This is a genomic window from Rubrivirga halophila (assembly GCF_046845755.1).
Taxonomy (GTDB): domain Bacteria; phylum Bacteroidota; class Rhodothermia; order Rhodothermales; family Rubricoccaceae; genus Rubrivirga.
The window spans coordinates 3,480,727-3,504,181 of sequence record NZ_CP177357.1 but is presented as its reverse complement, the minus strand read 5'-3'; the positions used below and the strand labels follow the sequence as shown (position 1 = coordinate 3,504,181).

The window sequence follows — 23,455 nt, the reverse complement described above, 5'->3', positions numbered from 1 at the left end:
GACCGCCGCGGGTTCGACCGGCCTCCGCGCCCCACCCCCGCCCGTGCCCGAGATCGACCTCGACGACTTCCAGACCTCCCTGCAGGTCCGGCCCCTCACGCCCGACGACCACGCGGCGATCCTGCGGCTCCACGGCCTGTGCTTTCCCGGCATGGAGACGTGGACACACGCCGAACTGGCGGCCATCGTCGGCCGCTTCCCCGACGGCCAGATCGGCGTCGAGGCCGACGGCCGGCTCGTCGCCTCGTCGTTCAGCTTGGTCGTCGACATCGACGAGTACGGCGCGGGCCACGTCTACGCGGATGTGGCCGGCGAGGACCTCATCGAGAACCACGACCCCGAGGGCGACTCGCTCTACGGCATCGAGGTCGTCGTCGACCCGGCGTTCCGGGGGATGCGCATCGGGCGGCGGCTCTACGAGGAGCGCAAGGCGCTGTGCCGGCGGCTCAACCTCAAGCGGATGGTGATCGGCGGGCGGCTCCCCGGGTACCACCGCGTGGCCGACGCGATGACCGCTCAGGAATACGTCGAGGGCGTCGTCGCGCGCGACCTCGTCGAGCCCGTCCTCACGTTCCAACTCGCGAATGGGTTCGCCATCAAGCGGGTCGTGGCGGGGTACCTCCCCGACGACGCCGAGTCGCGCGGGTACGGCGTGATGATGGAGTGGGTCAACCTCCACTACACGCCCGACCCCGCCGAGCGCACGCGGAGCACGTTCCCCGTCCGCGTCTGCGCCGTCCAGTACCCCGTCCGGACGATCGCGTCGTTCGACGAGTTCGCCAAGCAGGTCGGGTTCTTCGTCGACGCCGCAGCCGGCTACCGGGCCGACTTCGTGCTCTTCCCGGAGATCTTTACGCTCCAGCTCCTGTCGTACCTCCCGCCGGTCCGGCGCGGCGAGGCCGTCCGCCAGCTGGCCGCCCTCGCCGGCGACTACCTCGACCTCTTCCACGACCTCGCCGTCCGCCACAACATCAACATCGTCGGCGGGAGCACCTACACCGAGGAGGAGGACGGCATCTACAACGTGGCCTATCTGTTCCGGCGCGACGGGTCGATCGAGAAGCAGGAGAAGCTCCACATCACGCCCAACGAGCGGCGGTGGTGGGGCGTCCGGCCCGGCTCGGAGGTCCGCGTGTTCGACACCGACCGCGGGCGCGTCGCCGTCTCGATCTGCTACGACGTCGAGTTCCCCGAGGTCGCCCGGATCGCGGCGGCGAAGGGCGCGCAGATCCTGTTCGTCCCGTTCTGCACCGACAACCGCCAGGGCTACCTCCGCGTCCGGCTCTGCGCCCAGGCGCGGGCCATCGAGAACCAGATGTACGTGGTCACGGCCGGCGTGACCGGGCTGATCCCCGACGTCGACAACATGGACGTGAACTACGCCCAGAGCGGCGTCTTCACCCCGTCCGACTTCCCGTTCGCGCGCGACGGCGTGGCCGCCGAGTGCGAGCCGAACATCGAGGCCATCGTCGTGGCCGACCTCGACCTCGAGCTCACGCGCCGCAACCGGCTCGTCGGGACCGTCCGCCCGTGGACCGACCGCCGGCCGGACCTCTACGAGGTCGTCGAGAAGACGCCGGACGGCCCGCCGCCGATGCCGGCCCCCGCCCGTACCTCGCACATCGAGACAGGCTGACCGGTCAGGCCGGGCGGAGGCGCGCGGCGAGGTCGGCGTGGCCGTGCGCGGCCGCGAGGTCGGCCGGCGTCATCCCCTGGGCGTCGCGGCGGGCCGCGTCGGCGCCGTGCGCGAGCAGGAGGTCGGCAAAGTCCGACTGCCGGAACATGGCGGCAAAGTGCAGGGCCGTCGCGCCGGCCGGGTTCTGGGCGTCCGGGTCAGCGCCGGCCTCGAGAAGCTGGCGGGCGCGGTCGAGGTGGCCCTTGAAGGCCATCCCCATGAGCGGCGTGTTGCCCGAGCGGTCGGGCTCGTCGGGGTCGGCGCCGCGCGCGAGCAGGAGCGCCGTCGTCGGCGCCTGGTCGTTGTACGCCGCGATCATCAAGAGCGAGTAGCCCTGGGCGTCGCGGAGGTCGGGGTCGAGGCCGGCGTCGAGGAAGACGGCCAGCACCTCGGCGTCGCCGCGCCGGGCGATCTCGTGGTGGTCGACGGTCGAGGGGTCGATCGGGTCGGTCATCGCAGGGGGAATACAGACGGCGCCCCGACAGCCGAAGCCGCCGGGGCGCACGAGAGCACGAGGCGGGGCAGGCTAGTCGCGCTGGCCCTCGCCCTCGGGGACGGCGTCGCGGACGGCCATCGCGGCGTCGACCGACTGGCCGTCGCCGCCCCCGCTCCGCGCCGCAGCGACGGCCTCACGGACGCGCCGGCCGTAGTCGGCGTCGACGGTGTCGAAGTGGGCCAGCTGGCGGTCGACGATCTCCTGCCGGGTCACGCCGGCGAGCGCGCCGGCCAGGCTCTGCGCGAGCCGGTCCTTGGCGGCCTCGTCCATCAGGTGATAGAGCGCCGCGGCCTGGCTGTAGTCGTCGTGGTCCTCGCGCGAGTTGTACCGCTCGACGGTGACGTCGCCGAGGTGCCACGCGGGCTCGGCGTAGGACGGGTCCGGGCGCGGGGCGCCCTCGACCGAGTTCGGGTAGTAGTTCGGGTGCCCCGTGCCCTCGTCCAGGATCCCGCCGAACTGGCCGTCGCGCATGTAGTTGCGGACCGGCGCCTGGGGACGGTTGACCTTGAGGTCGCGGTAGTTGACGCCGATCCGGTAGAGGTGGGCGTCCTGATAGCTCATGAGCCGGCCCTGGAGCATCTTGTCCGGGCTCGGCCCGATGCCGGGCACCAGCGAGCTCGGGTTGTAAGCCGCCTGCTCCACCTCGTGGTGGTAGTTCTGCGGGTTCCGGTTGAGCTCCAGCTTTCCGACCTCGATCAGCGGGTAGTCGCCGTGGGGCCACACCTTGGTCAGGTCGAACGGGTTGTCCGGGTGGGCCTCGGCCTGGGCCTGCGTCATCACCTGGATGTAGGCCGTCCACGACGGGAAGTCGCCGTTGTCGATGGCCTCCCACAGGTCGCGCTGGTGGCTCTCGCGGTCTTGCGCGATCAAGTCCGCGGCAGCCTCGTTCGTCAGCGTCTCGATGCCCTGGTCCGTCTTAAAGTGGAACTTGACCCAGACGCGCTCGCCCTCGGCGTTGACGAGGGAGTAGGTGTGCGAGCCGTACCCGTTCATGTGGCGGTACGTCTGCGGGATCCCGCGGTCGCCGAAGAGCCACGTGACCTGGTGGAGCGACTCGGGGCACAGGCTCCAGAAGTCCCACTGCATGTCGGCGTCGCGCAGGTTCGTGTGCGGGTGCCGCTTCTGCGAGTGGATGAACATGGCGAACTTGTACGGGTCACGCACGAAGAACACCGGCGTGTTGTTGCCGACCAGGTCCCAGTTGCCCTCCTCGGTGTAGAACTTGAGCGCGAAGCCGCGGGGGTCGCGCTCGGCGTCGGCCGCGCCGCGCTCGCCAGCGACCGTCGAGAACCGGATGGCGATGTCGGTCTCCTTGCCGACCTCCGAGAACAGCGCGGCCTTGGTGTACTCGGTGATGTCGTTCGTGACGGTGAACGTGCCGAAGGCGCCGGAGCCCTTGGCGTGGACCACGCGCTCGGGCACGCGCTCACGGTTGAACCGCTGCATCTGCTCCTGCAAGACCACGTCCTGCATCAGGAGCGGCCCACGCGGGCCAGCGGTCAGGGAGTTTTCCTGGTCGGCGATGGGGGCGCCGTCGGCGGTCGTCAGGAGGGGGCCGTCGGGCTTGGTGGGGTCGGTAGCCATGGGCGTCAGGGAATAGAAGGAGAGGTGCCTGTCGGACTCGGCGGCGCCGCGGGGGATCCGGAGATCGGATGGATTGCCCGGCCCCGCCTCGGGCCCGGGGTCGCGAGCCCCGGGTGTGGGACCTCGGGCGACTAGATCGCGACGGTCTCGCCCTCCTCGGCGACCCGCATCCCAGCCGCCTCGATGGCCTCTCGCGCCGGGCCCGGCCACAGCGCCGGGTTCGTGTGGTTGAGGTGGATCAACCGCACCTTGGCCCGCTCGCCCGCAGGAAGGTCGGCGAGGCGCGCCATCGTCGTCGTGATGAGCGGATGCGGGAAGCCTGACATGTCGCGTCCCGGAATCTCGCCGTCGTCGTAAAACGTGGCGTCGAGGTAGGCGACGTCGACCGTCGCGAGGACGTCCTCCAGCCGCGTCCCCGCGTCGTCCCACTCGCGCCAGCTGTCGATGTCGGGGACGAACAGCGCCGACTGCCGTGGGCCGTCGATGCGGTAGCCGACGACCTCGGAGAACTCCTGCCGGTGGGGGACGAGGAATGGCGTCACCGAGAGCCCGTCCGCCAACGGCACGGGCACGCCGTCGGCCAGCTCGCGGAGGTCGACGTTCTCGAACCGGACGAGTTGGCTCCACGGGCCGTTCGTGCGCAGAAAGTCCGCCATGCGCGGCATCGCGAAAACCGGCACTCCACGGGCGCCGAGCGACTCGTGGCCCAAAAACATCAGGCCGGTGTAGTGGCCGATGTGGGCGTGCGTCAGGAAGACGCCGTCGAGCGCCGCGCCGCGCCGGGGCGCGAGCCGGTCGAGGTGCGCGAGCTGCTCGGGGAGGTCGGGCGTCGCCTCGACCAGCCACCGCCGCCCGCTGGTGGGGTCGACGAGGCCCAGGCTGACGACCCGGCGTCGGCGGTCGGGGTCGGTCCAGCCCGGCGCGTTGGTGTCACCGGTCTGGGGCACGCCGCCGTCTTGGGCGATGCCGAGGACGACGAGCGTCGGGCCGTCGAGCGACGCCGGAGGGGCGGGCGGGGCCGAGGCGCAGGCGGACAGCGCCAGCGCGAGCGCGAGGAGGCGGAGGGGCATGGCGGCAACCTACCGACCATCCCGACAGCGCTCGCGGGCGGGCACCCGCGCGCCGGGGGACAAAAAGAGCGGGGCCGGACGCGCGCGGCGCCCGGCCCCGCCGAGAGTCATCGAGTCGGACCCACGCTAGCGCGTCACCGTGAACCGCCGCGTCTCCGCAAACGAGGCGCCCTCGACGCGGACGACGTAGGTCCCTGGCGACAGGCGCGCGCCCAGCTCCACACGGACCGCGTCGCCCGCCGTCACGGTGCCGTCGAAGGCCACGCCGACCGAGCGGCCGAGCACGTCGTACACCGACACGCGGACCACCTGGGCCTCGGCCACCGACACCTCCAGCGCCGAGGCGCCAGCGGTCGGGTTCGGGAAGACCGAGCCGACGGCCGTCACGCCCGGGCCCGGGCCCGTCGCCACCCCGCCCTGGACGGAGAAGCGGAGGGCGAACCGGTCCGTCTCGCCACCGGTCAAGGTGACGTCGGCGGAGCCGCCGACCGGCATGCCGTTGTCGAGCAACGCCACGGCGACCGTCAGGCCGTCGACCTCGATGGTCGAGGTGTCGACCGCGAGGGTGTAGGTGCCGGCGGGGCCGGAGACCGAGAGCGGGACCGTGATCGTCTCGCCTGTCATCACGCCGCCGTCGAGCGCGAGCGCCGCCAGCGCCAGGCCATCGGCGAGCGCCGACAACGTCGCGCCGGTCGGGCTATCCACGTCGACCGCATCCGCCGGGTCGAGCCCGTCGGCGCCGTCGAACGAGACGGCCAGCACATCGCCCACGTCCTCGCCGGTGAGCGTGACGAGGACGTCGGCCTCCGTCTCGGTTTCGGTAAGGTCGCGGCCCGTCGCCGCGCTCGGCGAGGCGGCCGAGACCGACACGTCGCCGGCGTCGCCGTCGGGCGTCACCTGCAGGATCACCGCGCCGAAGGCCGGAATCGTGGCGCTCGCGAGGTCGCCGAGGGCGACGGCCCGGAAGGCGCCGGTCCCGGCGTCGAGCACGAGCACGTCGTCGGCGAACGTCCCGCCGACCACCTGGAGGTCGGCGAGCGAGAGCGCCCCGTCGGTCGGGTTGCCGACGCTGACGAGCACGCGGTCGGCGGCGTCGCCCTCCGCGGTGGCCGTGGCGAACGTCGTCGGGCCGCTCGGGGCCGTCCCGTCGAGCGAGATCGTGGCGCCGGGGGCGACCTCGACGACCACCGGCTGGCCGGCGTCGAGAACGGTCGCGTCGTCGGCCGGCACGAAGGTGCCCGTGGCCGGGTCGAAGGCGAACACGTCGCCGCCGGCCGCGTCCGCGAGCTCACCCGCCGTCACGCCATCGACCGGGAGCGAGACGAGGCGGACGCCGCCGTCCTCGACCCCGTCGCCGTCGGCGTCGCGAGCGGGCACGTCGGCCGAGGTCGTCGTCGGCGGGAGCTGCCCGGTCCCGCTGACCTGGTCGACCACGACGACGTTCACCGACTGGGCGCCGTCCTCGACGCCGTTCGAGACGGCGTCGATGGACAGGGTGACCGTCTCGTCGGTTTCGGGCTGGCTGTCGGCGACGGCCGTGTAGGACACCGAGGCCGACGTCTCGCCGGCCGGGATCGTAATCGTGCCCGGGCCTGTGAGGTCGGCGGTGTTGGTCGACGCGAGGTCGACGGTCACGTCGCCGGTCGTCGTCCGGTCCAGCGTCGCCGTCACCGTCACGGACTCACCCTCACGGATGCGGTCTTGGCCGATGGAGAGCGTCACGACCGGGCTGCCCGTGCCCCCCCCGCCGCCGGTCCCGGCGCCGGTGTCCTCGCCGGGCGTCGGCGCGCCAGCCTGGTACGAGCCGTCGTTGGCCCGCTGGATCGACGTGCCGTCGGTGTCGCCCGAGGCGACGTCGTCCTCGCTCTGCCCGAAGGCCTCGGCCAGGCTGGAGCCGCTCATCCTCGCGACCGTCAGGCTGGCCTGCTGGCCGTTGTCGTAGACCAGCACGTCGACGCGCGTGGCCTTGTTCTGGCCGGCGACCGCGCCGACGGGGTAGTCCGACGCCTTGCCTAGGAAGAGGCCCACGGCCCCGTCCTCGTCGCGGACGTCGTCGGGCGTGCCCGTGAACAGCTCCTGCGAGACGTTCGTCACGCCGGGGTCGCCGACGATGATCGTCTCGCCGGGCGCGAGCGCGCCGCTCAGGTTGTAGCTCGCGTACGCCGCGTCGTCGTCGCCGCTGTACAGCACGAGCGCGTAGTCGGCGAGCTGGGCCTCGAAGTCGCCCGTGTTCTTGATCTCGACGAACTCGGCGCGGTCGTCCTCGTCGCTCGGCGCCGTCACGCTGTCGAGTTCGTTGACGACGAGGTCGCCCATGACGGGCCGCGAGTCGAGCTCGAACCCGCCGATGTCGACGGTCGTGTCGCCGCTCGACGTGCCCGGCCGGCGGAAGCCGCGGCCGTCGACCCGGATGTCGTCGCCGCTGAGATCGGTGTTGGCCCCGGCGTCGACGGCCGGGCTGCCGGACGCCAGCACGATCGCCGCGACCGTGTAGTCCTCGTTCTGGTTCGAGCCCGTGATGCCCGGGTCGACGCGCGTCGGCGCGTCGATCTGGCCCGAGCCGATGATGCTCCCGTTCTGGTCGACGTCGGTGCCCGGCGCGGTGTCCGGGAAGGTGGCCTCGACCGAGTTGTTGGAGCCGACCAGGTTGTTGCCGCCGTCGGTGAAGACGCCCGGCGTGTAGGGCGGGAAGCCCGGGGAGACCGTGTCGTCGTCGGCCGGCGTGCCGTCGTAGAGGTCCGAGCCCGGCTGCTTGGAGGCCGAGGGCGTGTTGCCCGTCTCGGGGTTGTTCACGTCGTCGCCGGCCGCGTTGCTGGCGACGATCGCGTTGCGGAGTGAGACGGTGCCGCCGTTGATGGCCGCGATGCCGCCACCGGCGCCGCCCTCGCCGTCGTAGCCGTCGGGCCCGCCGTTGGTGCCGGCCGCGCCCGTCGAGGGGTCGCCGCCCGCGTTGTTGACGATCGTCGTCTCCTCGACCGTCAGCGTGCCCGCGGTAAAGAGCGCGCCGCCGAGCCCGCCGTTCCCGCCATTCCCGCCCGCGACCGGGTCGCCGGAGCCGGCCGTCCCGTTCGCCGCGGAGCCGGCGTCGCCGGTCCCGTTCGAGTAGAAAAAGGCGCGCGTGACCGTCAGCGTGCCGTAGTTGGCGACCGCGCCGCCGTTCCCGCCGTTGCCCGCGTTGCCGCCGGGCGTGTCGGCCGCGGCCGGGGCCGCGCCGTTCCCGCCGCTCTGGGTAAAGCAGTTGTTGATCGAGACCTGGTCGAGCGTCGCCGTGACGCCGTCGGCGACCAGCACGCACCCGCCGTCGGCCCCGTCCTCGCCGTCGACCGACTCGCCCGGGCCGGGGCTGCTCACGCCGTTGTCGCCCGCTTGCGCCGTGCCGCCGGTGATCGTCGTCCGCTCGATGCGGACGGTCCCGGAGAGCAGGTGGAAGACGCGGTCGTTGGGGCTGATGGTGACCGTCGGGCCGGGCGTGCCCGTCCCGCGGATCGTGATCGAGCCGCCGTTGTCGAGGTCGAGGTCGCCGTACGCGTTGTCGTCCTCGTACGTGTTGTCCGCGTCGTTGGGGGCCACGCGCGCTAGCGTGTAGTTGCCCGAAGCGCCGCCGGCGAGCTGGCCGGGCAGGTTGATCACCACGTCGCCGCCGAGCGCGTTCGCCTCGTCGACGGCCGCGCGCAGCGTGCAGCGCGGCTCGGCGCTCGGGTTCGAGTCGGTGAACGTGTCGACACACTGGCCGTCGCCCGGATTCGCGTCGCGCGCGTTCGAGTCGTCGGCCGTCGAGGTGACCGTAAAGATGACGGGGGACTGGGCGGCGGCCGGCGCCGCGAGCCCCAGCGCGAGCGCCAGGGCGACGCTGCGGAGGGTAGAAAGGGTCATGCCAGGGATCGGTGGTGGGACAGGGGAGGGCTATGTGCCTCCGCTCCGGTCCGTTCCGTGTGATTCGGACGCGGGCGTCCTCCCCATGTCGTGCTAGGGATTCCCCCCGTGACCGTTACGCTGGCGCGACGTCCGGGGGGGCGTGTCGGGCGTCCCCCAGCTGGTGCATCTGTACCAGACCGCCGCTGCGCTCCGCCAATAGCGTGGGGCCATGCGCGTGCTGTTGGCTCTTCTGTTCCTCGTCCCCGCAGCCTCTGCCCAGACCGTCCGCCTGACGATCCCGCTTGACGCCGACCGCCCGGCGCGCGCCGCCCTGGGTCCGCGCGCGATCGCCGAGATGGGCGCCGTCGCGCTCACCGGCGTCGGCCACCTCGCCGCCAGCCAGGCGGGCGTCTCGAATCTGTACGTGCCCGTCGTGGTCGTGGGGTGGGGCGGCTACCTCGGCGCCCGCGCGCTTCGCGAGCCCGGCGTCCTGTCCGAGCTGGGGCTGACCGGCACGAACCTCGGCCGCGCCACGCGCGACGTGGCCCTGGTCTCCGCCGGGACGGTGCTGGCGATGGGCGCCTACGGCGCGGCGAACGGCTCGCTCCGCGTCGAGCCCTCGCTCGTGCCCCTCCTCGTCCTCTACCCCGCGTGGGGCTTGACCCAGCAGCTCTTGGTGCAGGGCTTCGTGACCCGCCACCTCGACGCCGCCGGGCTCCCCGCCGTCGCCGTCGTGCCGCTGTCGGCGGCGACGTTCGGCTCGGTCCACGCCCCCAACTGGCCGCTGACGGCCGCCACGACCGTGATGGGCGGCGCCTTTGCCGGGCTCTACCTCCGCGACCAGAATGTGTGGCCGCTCGGCGTCGCCCACGGCGCGCTCGGGACGCTGTTCTACGTCTGGGTGCTCGACCGCGACCCCTGGGCCGAGTTCATCGGCCAGGCCGACTGAGGCCGGGCGCCTCGCGGTGTGGCCGGGCGCCGCCACGCAGGCGCGCGTGGCCGTCCGCTCCCGCCCGCGCTAGGTTCGGGCACCCACCCCGCGCCCCATGCTCGACCTCGCGATCGTCCTCGGCTTCGTCGGCTACGCCCTGTGGTCCGGCCTGAGCGCCCGCAAAAAGGCCTCCAAGGGCCTGGGCGAGTACTTCCTCGCGGGCAAGACGCTGGGCGGCTGGCGCGCCGGCTTCTCGATGGCCGCGACCCAGTTCGCCGCCGACACCCCGCTGCTGGTGATGGGGCTCGTCGCGACGGGCGGCGTCTTCTTGTTGTGGCGCCTGTGGATCTACGGCATCGCGTTCCTGCTGATGGCGTTCGTGTTCGCCGTCGGCTGGCGGCGGAGCGGCGTGCTGACCGACGCCCAGCTCACCGAGGTCCGCTACTCGGGGCGGGGCGTGCTCGCGCTCCGCGTGCTGAAGTCGTTGTACTACGGGACGCTCATCAACTGCGTGGTAATGGCCTTCGTGCTGGTCGCCGCGATGCGGATCGCCGAGGTCTTTTTGCCGTGGCACCTGTGGGCGCCCGCGCTCCACGGCCTATTCGTGGGGCTCGTCGAGGCGACCGGGCTCGCGTCCGTGCTCGGCACCACGGCGACGGGGCTGGCGCCCGCCGTCGCGGCGGCCAACAACCTGCTCTCGATCCTGCTCATCGTCGGGTTCACGGCGCTGTACTCCACGACCGGCGGCCTGCGCGCCGTCGTCGCCACCGACGTGGTCCAGTTCGCGCTCGCGATGGTCGGGACGCTGATCTATGCCTGGGTGATCGTCGACACGGCCGGCGGGCTGGGCGGGCTGACCGACCGCGTGGTCGACATCTACGGCGACCTGCGCGCGAGCCAGCTCCTGAGCTTCTCGGCGCCCGACACCGGGTGGGCCATCTTGGGTCCGTTCTTGACCATCGTCGGGTTGCAGTGGTTTTTCCAAATGAACTCCGACGGGACGGGCTACCTCGCCCAGCGCTCGATGGCCTGCAAGTCGGACCGCGACGCGCGCCTCGCGGGTGTCGTGTTCGCGTGGGCCCAGATCGTCGCGCGGTCGCTCATCTGGCTCGTCATCGCCGTGGCCCTCCTCGTCGTCTACCCGTTCGCGGCGGGCGACGCCTCGGCTGAGGGCTTCGTCGCCGGGCGCGAGATCCTGTTCGTGACGGGCATCGCCGACACACTCCCGGCTGGGGCGCGCGGGCTGATGCTGGTCGGGCTGCTCGCGGCGCTCGCGAGCACCATCGACACGCACCTCAACTGGGGCGCGAGCTACTGGAGCAACGACCTGTACGGCCGCTTCTGGGCCGAGCACGTCCAGAAGCGTGAGGCCACGAGCCGGGAGCTGGTGACCGTCGCCCGCATCTCGAACGTGGTCCTGCTGGTGCTGGCGCTCGGCGTGATGACCCAGCTGAACTCGATCCAGCAGGGGTGGACGACCTCGCTGCTGCTCGGCGCTGGGATGGGCTCGGTCCTCGTCCTTCGCTGGCTGTGGGAACGGATCAACCTGTGGAGCGAACTCGCGGCGATCGCCACGAGCCTGGTCGTCGCCCCGATCCTCCTGTTCGGCCTCGACCTCTCGGACGCCCCCGACGAGGACGCGCTCCGGCTGGCGCTGATGGCGCTCGCGTCGACCGTCGCGGCCGTCGGCGTCACGTTCGTCACGCCCAAGACCGACGAGACCACGCGCGTGGCCTTTTACACCCGCGTCCGCCCCTTCGGCTTCTGGACGCAGACGGCGCTCGCGGCCGGCGACGACCCGAATCGGGGCCCGCGCCAGCTCGGCAACCGGCTCGCGCTGACGGCCACGACGGCGGCGTCGCTGTTCCTGGTGCTCGTCGGCGCCGGCCGCCTGTTGATCCCCGCGCCCGACGCCTCGACGCTGATGTCGCTCGTCTACCTCGGCGCCGGGCTGGCGCTTATTCCCGTCTGGGTGCGGTGGGGCTTCGGGCCGAACGCGCTCGCGGAGGACGCGCCGGACTTTGTCGAGATCGTCGAGGTCTCGGCCCAGCATGAGGCCGCGACGCACGGCGCCTGACCTCAGCGGATGTCGAGCAGCGTGACCTCGAAGCTCAGCGCCGCGTTCGGCGGGATGCCGGGCGGCGGGTCGGCGCCGTAGCCCGCCTCCGGGGGCACGAACACCGCCTTCGTCTGGCCGACGTGCATCCCCGTGATGCCGGCCCGGAAGCCGGGGACCACGCGCTGGAGATTGAACGTGGACCGCTCGCTCTCGTCGAACACCGACCCGTCCTCCAGCCGCCCCTTGTAGGCCACGACGACGGTGCTGGTCGGCCCGGCGACGCGCGTCGTGTCGACCGCGAGCGTCGGGGCGTCGTCGGCCTCGGGCGCGTCGGCGGGCGCACACGCGGCGAGCGCGAGCAGAAGCAGACCGGTGCGGCCTGGGAACGGGAGGGAGGGCATGGATCAGAGGGCGGTGCGCGTCGAACCTAGCGGTGCTCGCGGCCCGGCCGTCGTTTCTTGGCGCTCGCGACCTCTCTCCCGCCGATGGTTCCGACCCTGCTCGCGCGGCGCTGCCTCGCCCTCCTCGTCCTGCTGTCCCCCCTCGCGGCGCTCGCCCAGACCATCGACCGCGCCGAGCCCGCGTTCTGGTGGGCCGGGATGCACCACCCCGAGCTCCAGATCCTGCTCCACGGCGACGGCATCGGCGCCGCCCGCGCGACGCTCGCGCCGACGCCCGGCGTCACGCTCGACCGCGTGGTCGCCGTCGACTCGCCGAACTACCTGTTCCTGGACCTGACGATCACCGAGGCGGCGCAGCCGGGGACGCTGGCGTTCACGCTCACCGGCCCCGATGGGACGACAACGCTCGACTACGAACTGAAGGCACGGACACGCGAGCCGGGCACGTACGCCCAGGGCTTTTCGAGCGAGGATGTCATCTACCTGATGATGCCCGACCGGTTCGCGAACGGCGACGTGACGAACGACACGCTCCCCGGTCTGCTCGAAGGCGCCGACCGTTCGGACCCGAACGCCCGCCACGGCGGCGACTTCGCCGGCGTGGCCCAACGGCTCGGCTACCTCGACGACTTGGGAATGACGGCGATCTGGTTCACGCCCATCTTCGAGAACGACATGACGCCCGCGTACGGCGCCTACCACGGCTACGCGGCGACCGACATGTACGCGACCGACCCGCGCTTCGGGACCGTCGACGAGTTCGTGGCGCTCGTCGACGCCGTCCACGGGCGCGGCCTCAAGGTCATCATGGACATGATCCACAACCACATCGGCGACCGCCACTGGTGGATGGCCGACCTCCCGACGCCCGACTGGGTCCACGACTGGGAGGCCGTCGGGCAGACCAACTACACGGGCGCCGCCGCCATCGACCCCTACGCCTCCGACGCCGACCGCCGCCAGCTCGTCGACGGCTGGTTCGTGGCCGAGATGCCGGACCTCAACCAACAGAACCCGCTGCTCGCGCAGTACCTCGTCCAGAACACCGTCTGGTGGATCGAGCACACCGGCGTCGACGGGATCCGGATGGACACCTACCTCTACCCGGACAAGGGCTACATGGCGCGCTGGGCGGCGCACGTGATGGCCGAGTACCCGACGTTCAACATCGTCGGCGAGAGCTGGGTGGGCAACGTCCCCCACGAGGCCTACTGGCAGGACGGGTTCGCGGCGCCCGGCGACGGCTACGACTCGGACCTCCCCTCCGTCACCGACTTCCCGCTCGCGTTCGCGATGCGCGACGCGCCCGGCGGCGACCTCTTCAAGGTCTACGAGACGCTCGCGCAGGACCACGTTTACCCGGACCCGAACGCGCTGGTGACGTTCTTCGACAACCACGACCTCGACCGCGCCTACGGACAGGATGTCGACGCGCTCCGGCTCGGGCTGGCGCTCCAGCTCACCACGCGCGGGATCCCGCAGATCTACTACGGGACCGAGATCGGGATGCCCAACGGCGCGCGGACCGGCGGCGACGGCTACAAGCGGCTCGACATGCCCGGCGGCTGGCCCGGCGACCCCCGCGACGCGTTCACCGAGTCGGGCCGTACGGCGATCGAGCAGGCCGCCTTCGACGCGGTCCGCACGCTCGCGACGTGGCGCCAGACGGCCGACGTCGTCCATCACGGGCGGCTCACGCAGTTCATCCCCCGCGACGACGTCTACGTCTACTTCCGGTGGGATGAGGAGGACAGCGTCATGGTGGCCCTCAACACGGCGGCCGAGCCGCGCACGCTGGCGCTCGACCGGTTCGCCGAGCGGATCCTGGGCCACACCCGTGCCCGCGACGTGCTGACGGGCGCGACGGTCCGCCTCGGGGACACGCTGACGCTCCCGGCCCGCACGGCGAGGGTCCTGGAAATAGAGTAGGTACGGGAGGGGCGAGGGGGAGGGGCCCAGTGTACGTTCGGGGGACTCGCGCACTAATCGTCCTTGGCCCCACGCACTACTCACGTCCCGCTCCGCGGGACGGCCCTCGCCCTGATGGTCGCGCTCGCCGCCGGCTGCGCGCCGTCTGGCGCGGACGGGTCCGCGTCGCCGTCTGGAGCGGCGGCGGTGGCCGGGGGCGGGGTGCCCGGTCCGGCCGACGACGCACGCCCGGACGCCGGGCGCGCCGCGCCCTCCGTCCGGTTCCGCCACCTCACCATCGACGAGGGGCTGGCCCAGGGGACCGTGCGCCGGGTGATGCAGGACCGAGAGGGCTTCCTCTGGCTCTCGACGCAGGGCGGGCTCCACCGCTACGACGGCCACGCCGTCGTCGTGTACAAGACCACCCCGTTCGACACGACCTCGCTCTCGGACAGCTGGGTCAACGCCACCCTGGAGGCGGCCGACGGCGACCTCTGGGTCACGACCCAGCGCGGCGGCCTTAACCGGATGGACCGGGCGGCGGGCACCTTCCGCCACTACCGCCACCGCCCCGGCGACCCCTCCAGCCTGTCGAGCGACAAGACCAGCGACGTGATCGAGGACCGCCAGGGCGACCTCTGGGTGACCACGCTCGACGGCGGCCTCAACCGGATGCGGGCGGGCGACGACGGCCGGTTCACCCGCTACCGCCACGACCCCGACGACCCGCAGAGCCTCCCGTCCGACGAGCTGTACCGGATGACGGAGGCCCCCGACGGCCGGCTCTGGGTGGGCACCGCCAACGGCGTCGTCCGCGTCGACCCGGCGACGGGCACGATGACGCGGTTCCTGTTCGACCCGGCGAGCGCGGGGGGGCTGGCGACCCCGTCGTACGTCTTCGACCACTACCACCCGCCCGACGATCCGGGGGCCGTCTGGCTCGCGACGGGCAACGGGTTGGTCCGGCTCGACAGCGAGACCGGCGCCGCCGAGCGGTTCCTGCTGGTCCCCACCGAGGGCGCGCCGAACTCGCGCAACACCCTGCGCGCGGTCGTCCCGGACCCCGGCGAGCCCGGCGTGCTGTGGGTGTCGGGGATGGGCACCGGCATCGCCCGGTTCGACGTGGGCACGGCCACGTTCACGCGCTACCGCCACGACCCCGGGGACCCGTACAGCCTGGCCGAGAACTCCGTCTTCACCGTCGCCTCCGACCGCTCGGGCACGATGTGGGTGGGCTACGCGACCCAGGGCGTCAGCGCGTTCAACACGGAGGCCGCGCACCTGGCCCACCTCCGCCACGCCCCCCGCGACGCCCAGAGCCTGGCGCCCGGCATCGTGTGGGGGATCTACGAGGACCGCGAGGGCGCGCTCTGGGTGAACACCGACGTCGGCGACCTCGAGTTCTACCTCACGCGGGTCGACGCGCAGACGGGCCGGGCCGTGCGCTACCGGCACGACGGGACCGACCCCACGGCGCTCTACCCGGGCGTCAACCGCTCCTTCGCCGAGGACCCGAGCGGGGGCCTGTGGGTCGCGGAGGAGCGGGGGCTCAGCCGGCTCGACCGCGCCACCGGCCGCGTGACCCGCTTTCTCCACCCGGAGACCTCGCCGGACGGCCGCCGTCGCAACGATGTCTACGCCCTGCTGCCCACAGCGTCGGACCGGCACGTGCTCTGGGTCGGGTCGGTGGGCGGTCTGGACCGCTTCGACACGCGCACGGGTCAGTTCACGCGCGTCCCGCTGGGGCTCGACGGGATGGAAGCCGACCCCAGCGTGGAGGTCCTGCACGAGGGCGCCGACGGGACGTTGTGGGCCGGGACGGCCGTCGGCCTGGTGCGGCGGACGCCGTCGGGCGCGGCCACGGTCGCCTCGGCCTACGACCCGGCGGACCCGACGACGCTCAGCAGCAACCTCCTCCTCGACATCGCCGAGCGTGCCCAGGAGCCGGGCATCTTGTGGCTGGCGACGCGCGGCGGCGGGCTCAACCGCTTCGACACCCGCACTGGGACGGCCCGGCACTTCACCACCGACGACGGGCTCCCGAGCGACGTGGTGTACGGCGTGCTCCAGGACGGGCGGGGCGCGCTCTGGATGAGCACCGACAACGGGATCGCCACCTTCGACCCCGGCTCGGAGGCGTTCCGCGCGTACGGGCTCGGCGACGGCCTGATCGCGCTCGAGTACAACACCCACGGGGCGGCTGCGGGGGCCGACGGCGTGCTCCACTTCGGGAGCGGGGCGGGCGTGACGTCCTTCCTCCCCGAGCGGCTCCAGATCAACCGCATCCCGCCGCAGGTGGCCTTGACGGGGCTCCGGCTGTTCAACGAGTCGGTCGCCGGGGCGGGCCCCTCGCGGCGCCCGGTGCTCGCGGAGACCGAGACGATCCGGCTGGCGCACGACCAGAACCACGTGACGTTCGAGTTCGCGGCGCTCCATTTCAAGGAGCCCGACGCCAACCGCTACGCGTATCGACTGGAGGGCTTCGACGAGCGCTGGATCGAGGCCGGGACCCAGCCGTCGGCCACGTTCACGAACCTGCCGCCGGGCCGGTACACCTTCCGGGTGAAGGCCGCCAACAGCGACGGCGTCTGGAACGAGGAGGGGGCGTCGGTGGGGCTCGTCGTCGCCCCGCCGTGGTGGCGGGCGTGGTGGGCGGTCGTGCTGTACGGGCTCGCCGCCGCGGCGCTGGCGACGGTCGTCTACCGGGACCGCCGGCGCCGCGTGCAGCTCTGGCACCGCCTCGAGATGGAGCACGCCGAGTCCGCGGCGCTCCGCGACCTCGACCGCGCCAAGAGCCTGTTCTTCGCGAACGTCAGCCACGAGTTCCGGACGCCGCTCACCCTCACGCTCGGCCCGCTCGACGACGTGCTCGCGGGCGAGTACGGGCCGGTCCCCGACGAGGCGGCGGCGCCGATCGGGCTGGCGCGGCGCTCGGCCGAGCGCGTGCTCGACCTCATCAACCAGATCCTCGACGTGTCGCGGCTGGAGGCCGGCCACACGCCGCTCCGCGCCCGGCGTCTCGACCTCGGGGCCTTCGTCGAGGCGCAGGTCGAGGCGTTCCGCCCCCTCGCCGCGCGCCGCCAGATCTCGGTCGAGGCGGCCGCCCCGGGCGCGCCCGTCGAGGTCTGGGCCGACCCGGAGCACGCGGGCACGATCCTGGCCAACCTGCTCTCGAATGCGTTCAAGTTCACGCGCCCCGGTGAGACGGTCCGCGTGACGACCGAGGCCGACGCGGGGCGCGCCCGCGTGACGGTCCGCGACACGGGCCCCGGCATCGCCGCGGCGGACCTCCCGCACATCTTCGACCGCTTCTACCAGGCGGAGGGCGGGGCCGGGCAGCCGCTCGGGTCGGGCATCGGGCTGTCGCTGGCGCACGAACTGGCGGTGCTCCACGGCGGGGCGCTCACGGCCGAGAGCTCGGTCGGCGGGCCGGGCGGCGCCCCGTCCGGGAGCGCGTTCACGCTCGCGCTGCCCCTGGGCCGCGCCCACCTCGCGCCCGACCAGATCGACGACCGGCCCTGGGCCGGCGCCCCCCAGGCGCCCCCGGCCCTCCATGAGCCCGCCGCCGAGCCGGCCCTCGACGGGCCCGAGGCCGACGCGCCCGACGGCGACGTGACGACGGTGCTGGTCGCCGACGACCAGGCCGACATCCGGGCCTACGTGCGGCGCCACCTCGAGGGGGCCGGGTACCGGGTGGTGGAGGCAGCCGACGGGCAGGACGCGCTCGACCAGGTCCGCGGCCGGCTGCCGGACTTGGTCGTGTCGGACGTGATGATGCCGCGGCTCGACGGGCTCGGCCTGTGCCGCGCGCTCCGCGCCGACCCCGAGACCGACTTCGTGCCCGTCCTGCTGCTCACGGCGAAGGCCGCCCCCGAGGACCGCCTCGACGGGCTCGCCGAGGCCTGCGACGCCTACCTCACCAAGCCGTTCGACGTCCGCGAACTGGTCGCCCGCGTCGACAACCTCATCGCGCTCCGGCGCCGCCTCCGGGACCGGTTCGGCGGGGACGGCGCGGCCGGGCCCGAGCCCGAGGCGCCCGGCCTTCCCGTGTCGGCCGACGACGCGTTCGTGGCGGCCGTCCGCGCGGCCATCGACGAGCGGCTCAGCGACGAGACGTTCTCCGTCGGGGCCCTCGCCGGGGCGGTCGGGATGAGCCGGAGCCACCTGTTGCGGCGGACGACGGCGCTGATGGACGCGCCGCCGAGCGACCTCATTCGGACGGCCCGCCTCGACCGGGCGGCGACGCTGCTGGCGGCCCGCGCCGGGACTGTCAGCGAGGTGGCCTACGGGGTCGGCTTCAAGAGCGTCGCCCACTTTTCGGACGCCTTCCTGGCCCACACCGGGTCGCGGCCGTCGGTCTACGCCGAGGTCGAGGGCTAGCCGGCGCCGTCGGGACGAGGCGCACAGGAGGGCGACGTGTTGCGCCTCGGACGCAAACCCGTGCGTCTGTGACGCATGGGGCACAGGCGCATCGGGGCGCGTCCTGGACGCAACGATGGGGGAGAAGGGGCGGCGCAGGTTGCGGAGGTCGCCACCCGGCCCCCGTCGCACCTCTGCGGCACGGGCCGGCACAGGGCGGGCGTGCCGTGGTGGGCGTGCCCCGCCCTCGGCGGCACCCTCCCCCGACCCCATGCCCGACGCCCCCCTGCCCCGCGTGCTCGTCGCCGACGACGACGACGAGATGCGGGCCTACATCCGGCACAGCCTCCGCACCTCGGCCCGCGTCAGCGAGGTCGTCGACGGGACCGAGGCGCTCCACCTCGCCCTCCGGCTCCCGCCCGACCTCGTCATCGCGGACGTCCGGATGCCGGGGCTCGACGGGCACGCGCTCTGCGCCGCGCTCCGCGCCGACGGCGCCACCCGCGACGTGCCGGTGCTGCTCGTCAGCGGGGAGCCGCGGGGGGAGCCCGCCTGCGAGGACGGGTTCCTCGCCAAGCCCTTCAACGCCGCCAGCCTGCGCGCCGCCGTCGAGCGCCTGCTGCCGCGGCGCCTCGAGCCCCACTCCGCGGCCCCGTCCGCCCCCCCATCCCGATGACGCGCCCTCTCCGAACTGTCCTGCTTGGCCTGGCCGTCCTGCTACCGGCCACGTGGCCCGCCGCCCAGCCCGGCGCCGGCGCGTCTCTGGCGCCGTGCCCCCCGCCCTGCGTCGAGTCCCTCGGCCCCGACCCGTCGTGCCTGCCGCGGCTCGCGCCGGAGGCGCCGGCCGCGACCGCCTGCGCCGTCGTCGGGCAGGTGTACGCGGCGGCCGCCCGCGGCGACCACGCCGCCATCGCCTCGGTGCTCGATGACCACGTGACGGCACACGGCGGGGACGCGCCCTTGTTCGGGCGGGCGGCGGTGGCCGCCCACCTGCTCGCGATCACCCACCCGACCACCCTCACCGTCGCCGCCCAGGGTCGCGTCGTCGCGACGGAGGCGCCGCCCGGTGGGCCACCGGTCCGCACGGAGTGGCGGGTGATCGACGGCGTGGTGGTCTCCGTCCGGCGCGCCGCGGAGGCGCCCGCCCCGTCCGCCGCCCGATCGCACTGAGCCGGGTCCTCTTCTCCCTCCTCGTTCCGATGAACCGCTTCCCTGGCCCCCCCATCCACCAACCCGACACGACCACAGCGATGAGCACACCCGACTACTTCCACCTCCGTCCCGAGATCGAGAAAGCCTACGGCTACGCGCACGCCGTCAAGATCGGCCCCGACATCAAGGTCTCCGGCGCCGTCAGCATGGACGACGAGGGGGCGCCGACGGCGGTCGGCGACCTGGCGCAGCAGATGGAGAACGTCTACGCCGACCTCCGCCAGGTTCTCGCCCACTATGGCTGCACCTTCGACGACGTCGTCGTCGAGAACGTCTTCACGACGGACATGGCCGGGTTCCTCGACGCGGCCGCCTATCGGGCCACGATCTACACGGCGCAGTTCCCGACCGGGAGCTGGCTCGAGGTGAAGGGGCTCGCCTTGCCCGAGTTCCTGATCGAGATCGAGCTCGAAGCCCACAAGCCCTGACCGCCCACGGCTTCCCCCGCGCAGGCGCCAGCCGCCAGCGGGACGACCGGACCACCGACGCCCTCCAGACCCATGCCCCAGACCGTCGTCATCACCGGCTGCAGCTCCGGCTTCGGCCACGACCTCGCCCAATTCCTCGCCCGCGACGGCCACCGCGTCGCCGCCACCCTGCGCGCGCCCGACGGCAACAACGCTGCGCCCACCCGCGCCTTGCGCGACCTCGCCCAAGCGGAGGGCCTCGACCTCCGAGTCCTCGACCTCGACGTGACCTCGGACGCCTCGGTGGGCGCGGCGGCGGAGTCGGTCCTGGAAACATGGGGCGCGCCGGACGTGGTCGTCAACAACGCCGGGCAGATGTTCGGCGGGATCACCGAGGCGTTCTCGCCCGACGAGCTCGCGCGCCAGCTCGACGTCAACGTGGTCGGCGTGCACCGCGTCGTGCGGGCGTTCCTGCCCGCGATGCGAGAGAGGGGAGAGGGCCTGGTCATGAACGTGAGCTCGACGGCCGGCCGCTGCGCGCTCCCGTTCTTCGGGGTCTACCACGCCAGCAAGTGGGCGCTCGAGGGCTACACGGCGGCGCTGCGCCTGGAGCTCGCCCAGACCGGCGTCGACGCGGTGATCGTGGAGCCGGGCCCGTTCACGACGAGCCTGTTCCCCAAGATGACGGCGCCGGCCGACGCCGACGGCCGCGCCGCGGGGTACCCCCCGGCCGTGACCGGCGCGTTCGAGGCGATGGGCGCCGACTTCCAGGCCATGCTCCAGAACCCGGAGACGCCGACCGACCCGGCGATGGTGGTCGACGCCATGGCGGAGCTGATCGCGATGGCGCCCGGCACGCGCCCGCTCCGGACCGTCGTCGGGATGGACTTCGGGGTCCGCGACCGCAACGCCGACGACGCGCCGCACGACGCGGGGCTCCTGGAGGCGTTCGGGATGACGGACTTCGCCACGCTCGCGACCGCCGCCTGATGGCCTCGCTCGCCCCCTTCGTCGCCGAGCTCCACCGCCGCAAGGTGATCCGCCCGACGCTGATCTACGCCGGTCTGGCGTGGGTCGCCATCCAGGTCGTCGTCGCCCTGGTGCCGACGCTGGGCGGCCCGCCCTGGCTCGCCCGAGCGCTCGTCGTGGCGATCCTGCTCGGCCTGCCCGTGGCGGTCGTCGTGTCGTGGCTGACCGGCTTCGACCCCGAGAGCCTGCGCCGGGCCCTTCCGGCCGACGACGGGCGCGCGCCGGCGACGGGCGCGGACGGCGTCGCCGTGATCTCGCGTCCGCCGCCGGCGCCGACCTCGCCGCTCGTGGGTCGCACCGCCGAGCTCGACGCCGTCGCCGAGCGGCTCGGCGGCGACGCCCGCGTGGTCACGATCACGGGGCCGGGCGGGACCGGCAAGACGCGGCTCGCGATCGCCGTCGCCGACCGTGTGCGCGCCGCGTTCCCCGGAGGGCTGGCGTACGTCTCGCTCGCGCCCGTGGCCGAGGCCGGCGACGTGCTGCCCGCCCTCGCCCGCGCGCTCGACGTGCCGGAGGCCGAGGGGCGCTCGCCCGCCGAGGGCGTCGCGACCCGGATCGGCGACCGGCGCGTGCTCCTGGTCCTCGACAACTGCGAGCACGTGCTGGACGCGGCTCCGGGCCTCGCCGCGGTCCTGGCGCGCTGCCCCGCGCTCCGCATCCTGGCGACCTCGCGCGCGCCCCTGAAGATCCGGGCCGAGGCGGAGGTCCCGCTGCACCCGCTCGCGCTCCCGCCCCGGGGCGCGGCGCTCGGCGACCTCGCGGGCACCCCGTCCGTCGCCCTCTTCGTGGCGCGCGCGCAGAAGGCCCGGCCCGGCTTCGCGCTGACGGCCGACAACGCCGACGCCGTGGCCGCCATCTGCCGGCGGCTCGACGGCCTGCCGCTCGCGCTGGAGCTGGCCGCCGCGCGGATGCGCGTGCTCGACCCGGAGGCGCTGCTGGACCGCCTCGGCCACGCCCTCGACGTGCTGACCACGGGCGACCGCGACCTCCCCGAGCGCCAGCGGACGCTGCGCGCCACCATCGCCTGGAGCCACGACCTGCTCACCGAACCCGAGCAGCAGCTTTTCCGCCGGCTCGCCGTCTTCGCGGGCGGGTGGACCCAGGGCGCCGCCGAGGCCGTCGGCTACGACGCCGACGCCGGCCGGGCGCTCGACGAAGTCACGTCCCTCGTCGAGAAGGGGCTCGTGCAGCCGGACGGGGCGGGGCGGTTCGACCTGCTCGAGACCATCCGCGCGTTCGCGCTCGAACAGCTCGACGCCAGCGGCGAGACCGATGACGTGAAGGCCCGCCACGCGGCGTACGTCCTCACGGTCGCGGAGGAGGTCGGCGCGGGCATCACGGGCGCCACCCAGCTGGCCTCGATGGACCGGGCGGACCGGGAAACCGCCAACCTCCAGGAGGCGCTCGGGTGGTTCCGCGAGCGCGCCCTCGGCGGCGACGCCGAGGCGGCCGAGCGCGGGATGCAGCTGTGCGGCGCGCTGTGGCTCTACTGGCACATCCGGGGCCGGCACCTCAGCGCGCGGGCGTGGACCGACGCGTTTCTCGACGCGCCCGCCAGCCCGGCGCGGAGCCTGGCGCGCGCGCGCGCGCTGAACACGGCCGGCATGGCCTCGTGGTCGCTCGGCGAGACGGACCGGTCCGTCCGGGAGTGGCAGCTGGCCGTGGACCTCGCGGGCGAGGCCGGCCGCGAGCCCGACCTCGCGGTCGCCGGCTTCCTCCTGGGCATCGGGCTCCTCGTCAGCGGCCGGATGGCGGAGGCGCGGGGTCATCTGGAGGCGAGCGTAGCCCGCGCCCACAAGGTCGGCGCCGAGTGGACCGCTGCCCTGGCGCAGAGCTTCATCGGGTATCTGGACCTGCTCACGGGCCGCCCGGAGGAGGCCCGCCGCGTCTCCGAGGCCGCCCTCGAGACCCTGACGCGGATCGGCGACTACGAGGGGTCCGGGTTCGCCCTGAGCACCCTGGCCACGCTGGCCGCGGCCGACGGCGACCACGAGCAGGCCCTCGCGCTCTACGCCCGGTCGCAGCAGGCCTACGAGACCCTGGGCGACCGCCCCGAGGAGGCCCGCGTCCTGGACGGGATGGGGTGGACGGCGCTGGCGCTGGAGCGGACCGAGGCGGCGCGCGGCCACTTTCTCGCGTCGCTCCGCGCTTACGAAGAGATCGCCAGCGAGCGCGGCGTGGGCGTCGCCCTGCTCGGCCTAGCCGCGACGGCCGAGGCGGAGGGCCAGCCCGAGCGGGCCGTCCGGCTCGCCGCCGCCGCCGAGGTCTTCTCCGAGCAGCAGGGCATCGTCATGGTCTACGCCGACGACTCGCCCGCCCGGCCCTACGTCGAGCGCGCCCGCGCGGCCGTCTCGGCCGAGGCCCTGGAGCGGCTCACCGACGAGGGCCGCCGGCTGTCGGTGCCCCAGGCCGTGCAGCTCGCCCTCGCCCCGGCGGCCCGCCCTGTCCGCGCCGTCGCCTGACCGACCC

General features: G+C 73.6%; 15 protein-coding genes. 10 read left to right on the top strand and 5 right to left on the bottom strand.

Annotated features, from left to right (window positions below):
* The first annotated feature begins 43 nt into the window (after positions 1-43).
* Positions 44-1,636 carry a GNAT family N-acetyltransferase gene (locus tag ACLIRP_RS15325; protein WP_412061339.1) on the top strand — a complete coding sequence of 531 codons (1,593 nt, stop codon included), beginning with the start codon at positions 44-46 and terminating at the stop codon, positions 1,634-1,636.
* A 4-nt stretch (positions 1,637-1,640) separates the two neighbouring features.
* Here ACLIRP_RS15325 and ACLIRP_RS15320 read toward each other — a convergent pair whose 3' ends face one another.
* The 4 genes from ACLIRP_RS15320 to ACLIRP_RS15305 all read right to left on the bottom strand — a co-directional run bounded on the left by ACLIRP_RS15320 (position 1,641) and on the right by ACLIRP_RS15305 (position 8,698).
* Complete coding sequence (locus ACLIRP_RS15320) at positions 1,641-2,129, bottom strand: ankyrin repeat domain-containing protein (protein ID WP_412061338.1); 489 nt, start codon at positions 2,127-2,129, stop codon at positions 1,641-1,643.
* A 72-nt stretch (positions 2,130-2,201) separates the two neighbouring features.
* Positions 2,202-3,755, bottom strand: coding sequence for a catalase (locus ACLIRP_RS15315; protein ID WP_412061337.1), 1,554 nt, complete (start codon positions 3,753-3,755; stop codon positions 2,202-2,204).
* Positions 3,756-3,886: 131 nt separating this feature from the next.
* Entirely contained in the window at positions 3,887-4,825 is a 939-nt protein-coding gene (locus tag ACLIRP_RS15310; RefSeq protein ID WP_412061336.1) for an MBL fold metallo-hydrolase, read from the bottom strand.
* 126 nt (positions 4,826-4,951) lie between these two features.
* On the bottom strand, positions 4,952-8,698 hold the full coding sequence (locus ACLIRP_RS15305; RefSeq protein WP_412061335.1) for a T9SS type A sorting domain-containing protein: 3,747 nt from the start codon (positions 8,696-8,698) through the stop codon (positions 4,952-4,954).
* 217 nt (positions 8,699-8,915) lie between these two features.
* Here ACLIRP_RS15305 and ACLIRP_RS15300 point away from each other — a divergent pair, with 217 nt between their 5' ends.
* On the top strand, positions 8,916-9,629 hold the full coding sequence (locus ACLIRP_RS15300; RefSeq protein WP_412061334.1) for a CPBP family intramembrane glutamic endopeptidase: 714 nt from the start codon (positions 8,916-8,918) through the stop codon (positions 9,627-9,629).
* A 97-nt stretch (positions 9,630-9,726) separates the two neighbouring features.
* Positions 9,727-11,688 carry a sodium:solute symporter family protein gene (locus ACLIRP_RS15295; protein WP_412061333.1) on the top strand — a complete coding sequence of 654 codons (1,962 nt, stop codon included), beginning with the start codon at positions 9,727-9,729 and terminating at the stop codon, positions 11,686-11,688.
* A gap of 2 nt (positions 11,689-11,690) precedes the next feature.
* On the opposite strand, the gene ACLIRP_RS15290 is transcribed toward ACLIRP_RS15295, so the two are convergent.
* A complete protein-coding gene (locus ACLIRP_RS15290; RefSeq protein ID WP_412061332.1) occupies positions 11,691-12,071 on the bottom strand; it encodes an FKBP-type peptidyl-prolyl cis-trans isomerase in 381 nt (126 codons plus the stop codon).
* 84 nt (positions 12,072-12,155) lie between these two features.
* Between ACLIRP_RS15290 and ACLIRP_RS15285 the strand changes: the two genes are divergently transcribed.
* The 7 genes from ACLIRP_RS15285 to ACLIRP_RS15255 all read left to right on the top strand — a co-directional run bounded on the left by ACLIRP_RS15285 (position 12,156) and on the right by ACLIRP_RS15255 (position 23,448).
* Entirely contained in the window at positions 12,156-14,000 is a 1,845-nt protein-coding gene (locus tag ACLIRP_RS15285; protein WP_412061331.1) for a glycoside hydrolase family 13 protein, read from the top strand.
* A 63-nt stretch (positions 14,001-14,063) separates the two neighbouring features.
* Positions 14,064-18,359, top strand: coding sequence for a two-component regulator propeller domain-containing protein (locus tag ACLIRP_RS15280; protein ID WP_412061330.1), 4,296 nt, complete (start codon positions 14,064-14,066; stop codon positions 18,357-18,359).
* A gap of 250 nt (positions 18,360-18,609) precedes the next feature.
* On the top strand, positions 18,610-19,014 hold the full coding sequence (locus ACLIRP_RS15275) for a response regulator (RefSeq protein ID WP_412061329.1): 405 nt from the start codon (positions 18,610-18,612) through the stop codon (positions 19,012-19,014).
* Positions 19,011-19,508 (top strand): hypothetical protein, encoded by a 498-nt coding sequence (locus ACLIRP_RS15270; protein WP_412061328.1) that lies wholly within the window; start codon positions 19,011-19,013, stop codon positions 19,506-19,508. The genes ACLIRP_RS15275 and ACLIRP_RS15270 overlap by 4 nt, the downstream gene beginning before the upstream one ends.
* Before the next feature lie 29 nt (positions 19,509-19,537).
* The gene (locus ACLIRP_RS15265; RefSeq protein WP_412061327.1) at positions 19,538-19,978 is read left to right on the top strand and encodes a RidA family protein; all 441 of its coding nucleotides are present in this window, start codon (positions 19,538-19,540) and stop codon (positions 19,976-19,978) included.
* 72 nt (positions 19,979-20,050) lie between these two features.
* The gene (locus tag ACLIRP_RS15260; protein ID WP_412061326.1) at positions 20,051-20,947 is read left to right on the top strand and encodes an SDR family oxidoreductase; all 897 of its coding nucleotides are present in this window, start codon (positions 20,051-20,053) and stop codon (positions 20,945-20,947) included.
* A complete protein-coding gene (locus ACLIRP_RS15255; RefSeq protein WP_412061325.1) occupies positions 20,947-23,448 on the top strand; it encodes an ATP-binding protein in 2,502 nt (833 codons plus the stop codon). The genes ACLIRP_RS15260 and ACLIRP_RS15255 overlap by 1 nt, the downstream gene beginning before the upstream one ends.
* The last annotated feature ends 7 nt before the right edge of the window (positions 23,449-23,455 follow it).

Coding starts and splice junctions, on each gene's coding strand:
- ACLIRP_RS15320 (WP_412061338.1), bottom strand. CDS start 2,129: ATGACCGACCCGATCGACCCCTCGACCGTCGACCACCACGAGATCGCC.
- ACLIRP_RS15315 (WP_412061337.1), bottom strand. CDS start 3,755: ATGGCTACCGACCCCACCAAGCCCGACGGCCCCCTCCTGACGACCGCC.
- ACLIRP_RS15310 (WP_412061336.1), bottom strand. CDS start 4,825: ATGCCCCTCCGCCTCCTCGCGCTCGCGCTGGCGCTGTCCGCCTGCGCC.
- ACLIRP_RS15305 (WP_412061335.1), bottom strand. CDS start 8,698: ATGACCCTTTCTACCCTCCGCAGCGTCGCCCTGGCGCTCGCGCTGGGG.
- ACLIRP_RS15295 (WP_412061333.1), top strand. CDS start 9,727: ATGCTCGACCTCGCGATCGTCCTCGGCTTCGTCGGCTACGCCCTGTGG.
- ACLIRP_RS15290 (WP_412061332.1), bottom strand. CDS start 12,071: ATGCCCTCCCTCCCGTTCCCAGGCCGCACCGGTCTGCTTCTGCTCGCG.
- ACLIRP_RS15285 (WP_412061331.1), top strand. CDS start 12,156: ATGGTTCCGACCCTGCTCGCGCGGCGCTGCCTCGCCCTCCTCGTCCTG.
- ACLIRP_RS15275 (WP_412061329.1), top strand. CDS start 18,610: ATGCCCGACGCCCCCCTGCCCCGCGTGCTCGTCGCCGACGACGACGAC.
- ACLIRP_RS15270 (WP_412061328.1), top strand. CDS start 19,011: ATGACGCGCCCTCTCCGAACTGTCCTGCTTGGCCTGGCCGTCCTGCTA.
- ACLIRP_RS15265 (WP_412061327.1), top strand. CDS start 19,538: ATGAACCGCTTCCCTGGCCCCCCCATCCACCAACCCGACACGACCACA.
- ACLIRP_RS15260 (WP_412061326.1), top strand. CDS start 20,051: ATGCCCCAGACCGTCGTCATCACCGGCTGCAGCTCCGGCTTCGGCCAC.
- ACLIRP_RS15255 (WP_412061325.1), top strand. CDS start 20,947: ATGGCCTCGCTCGCCCCCTTCGTCGCCGAGCTCCACCGCCGCAAGGTG.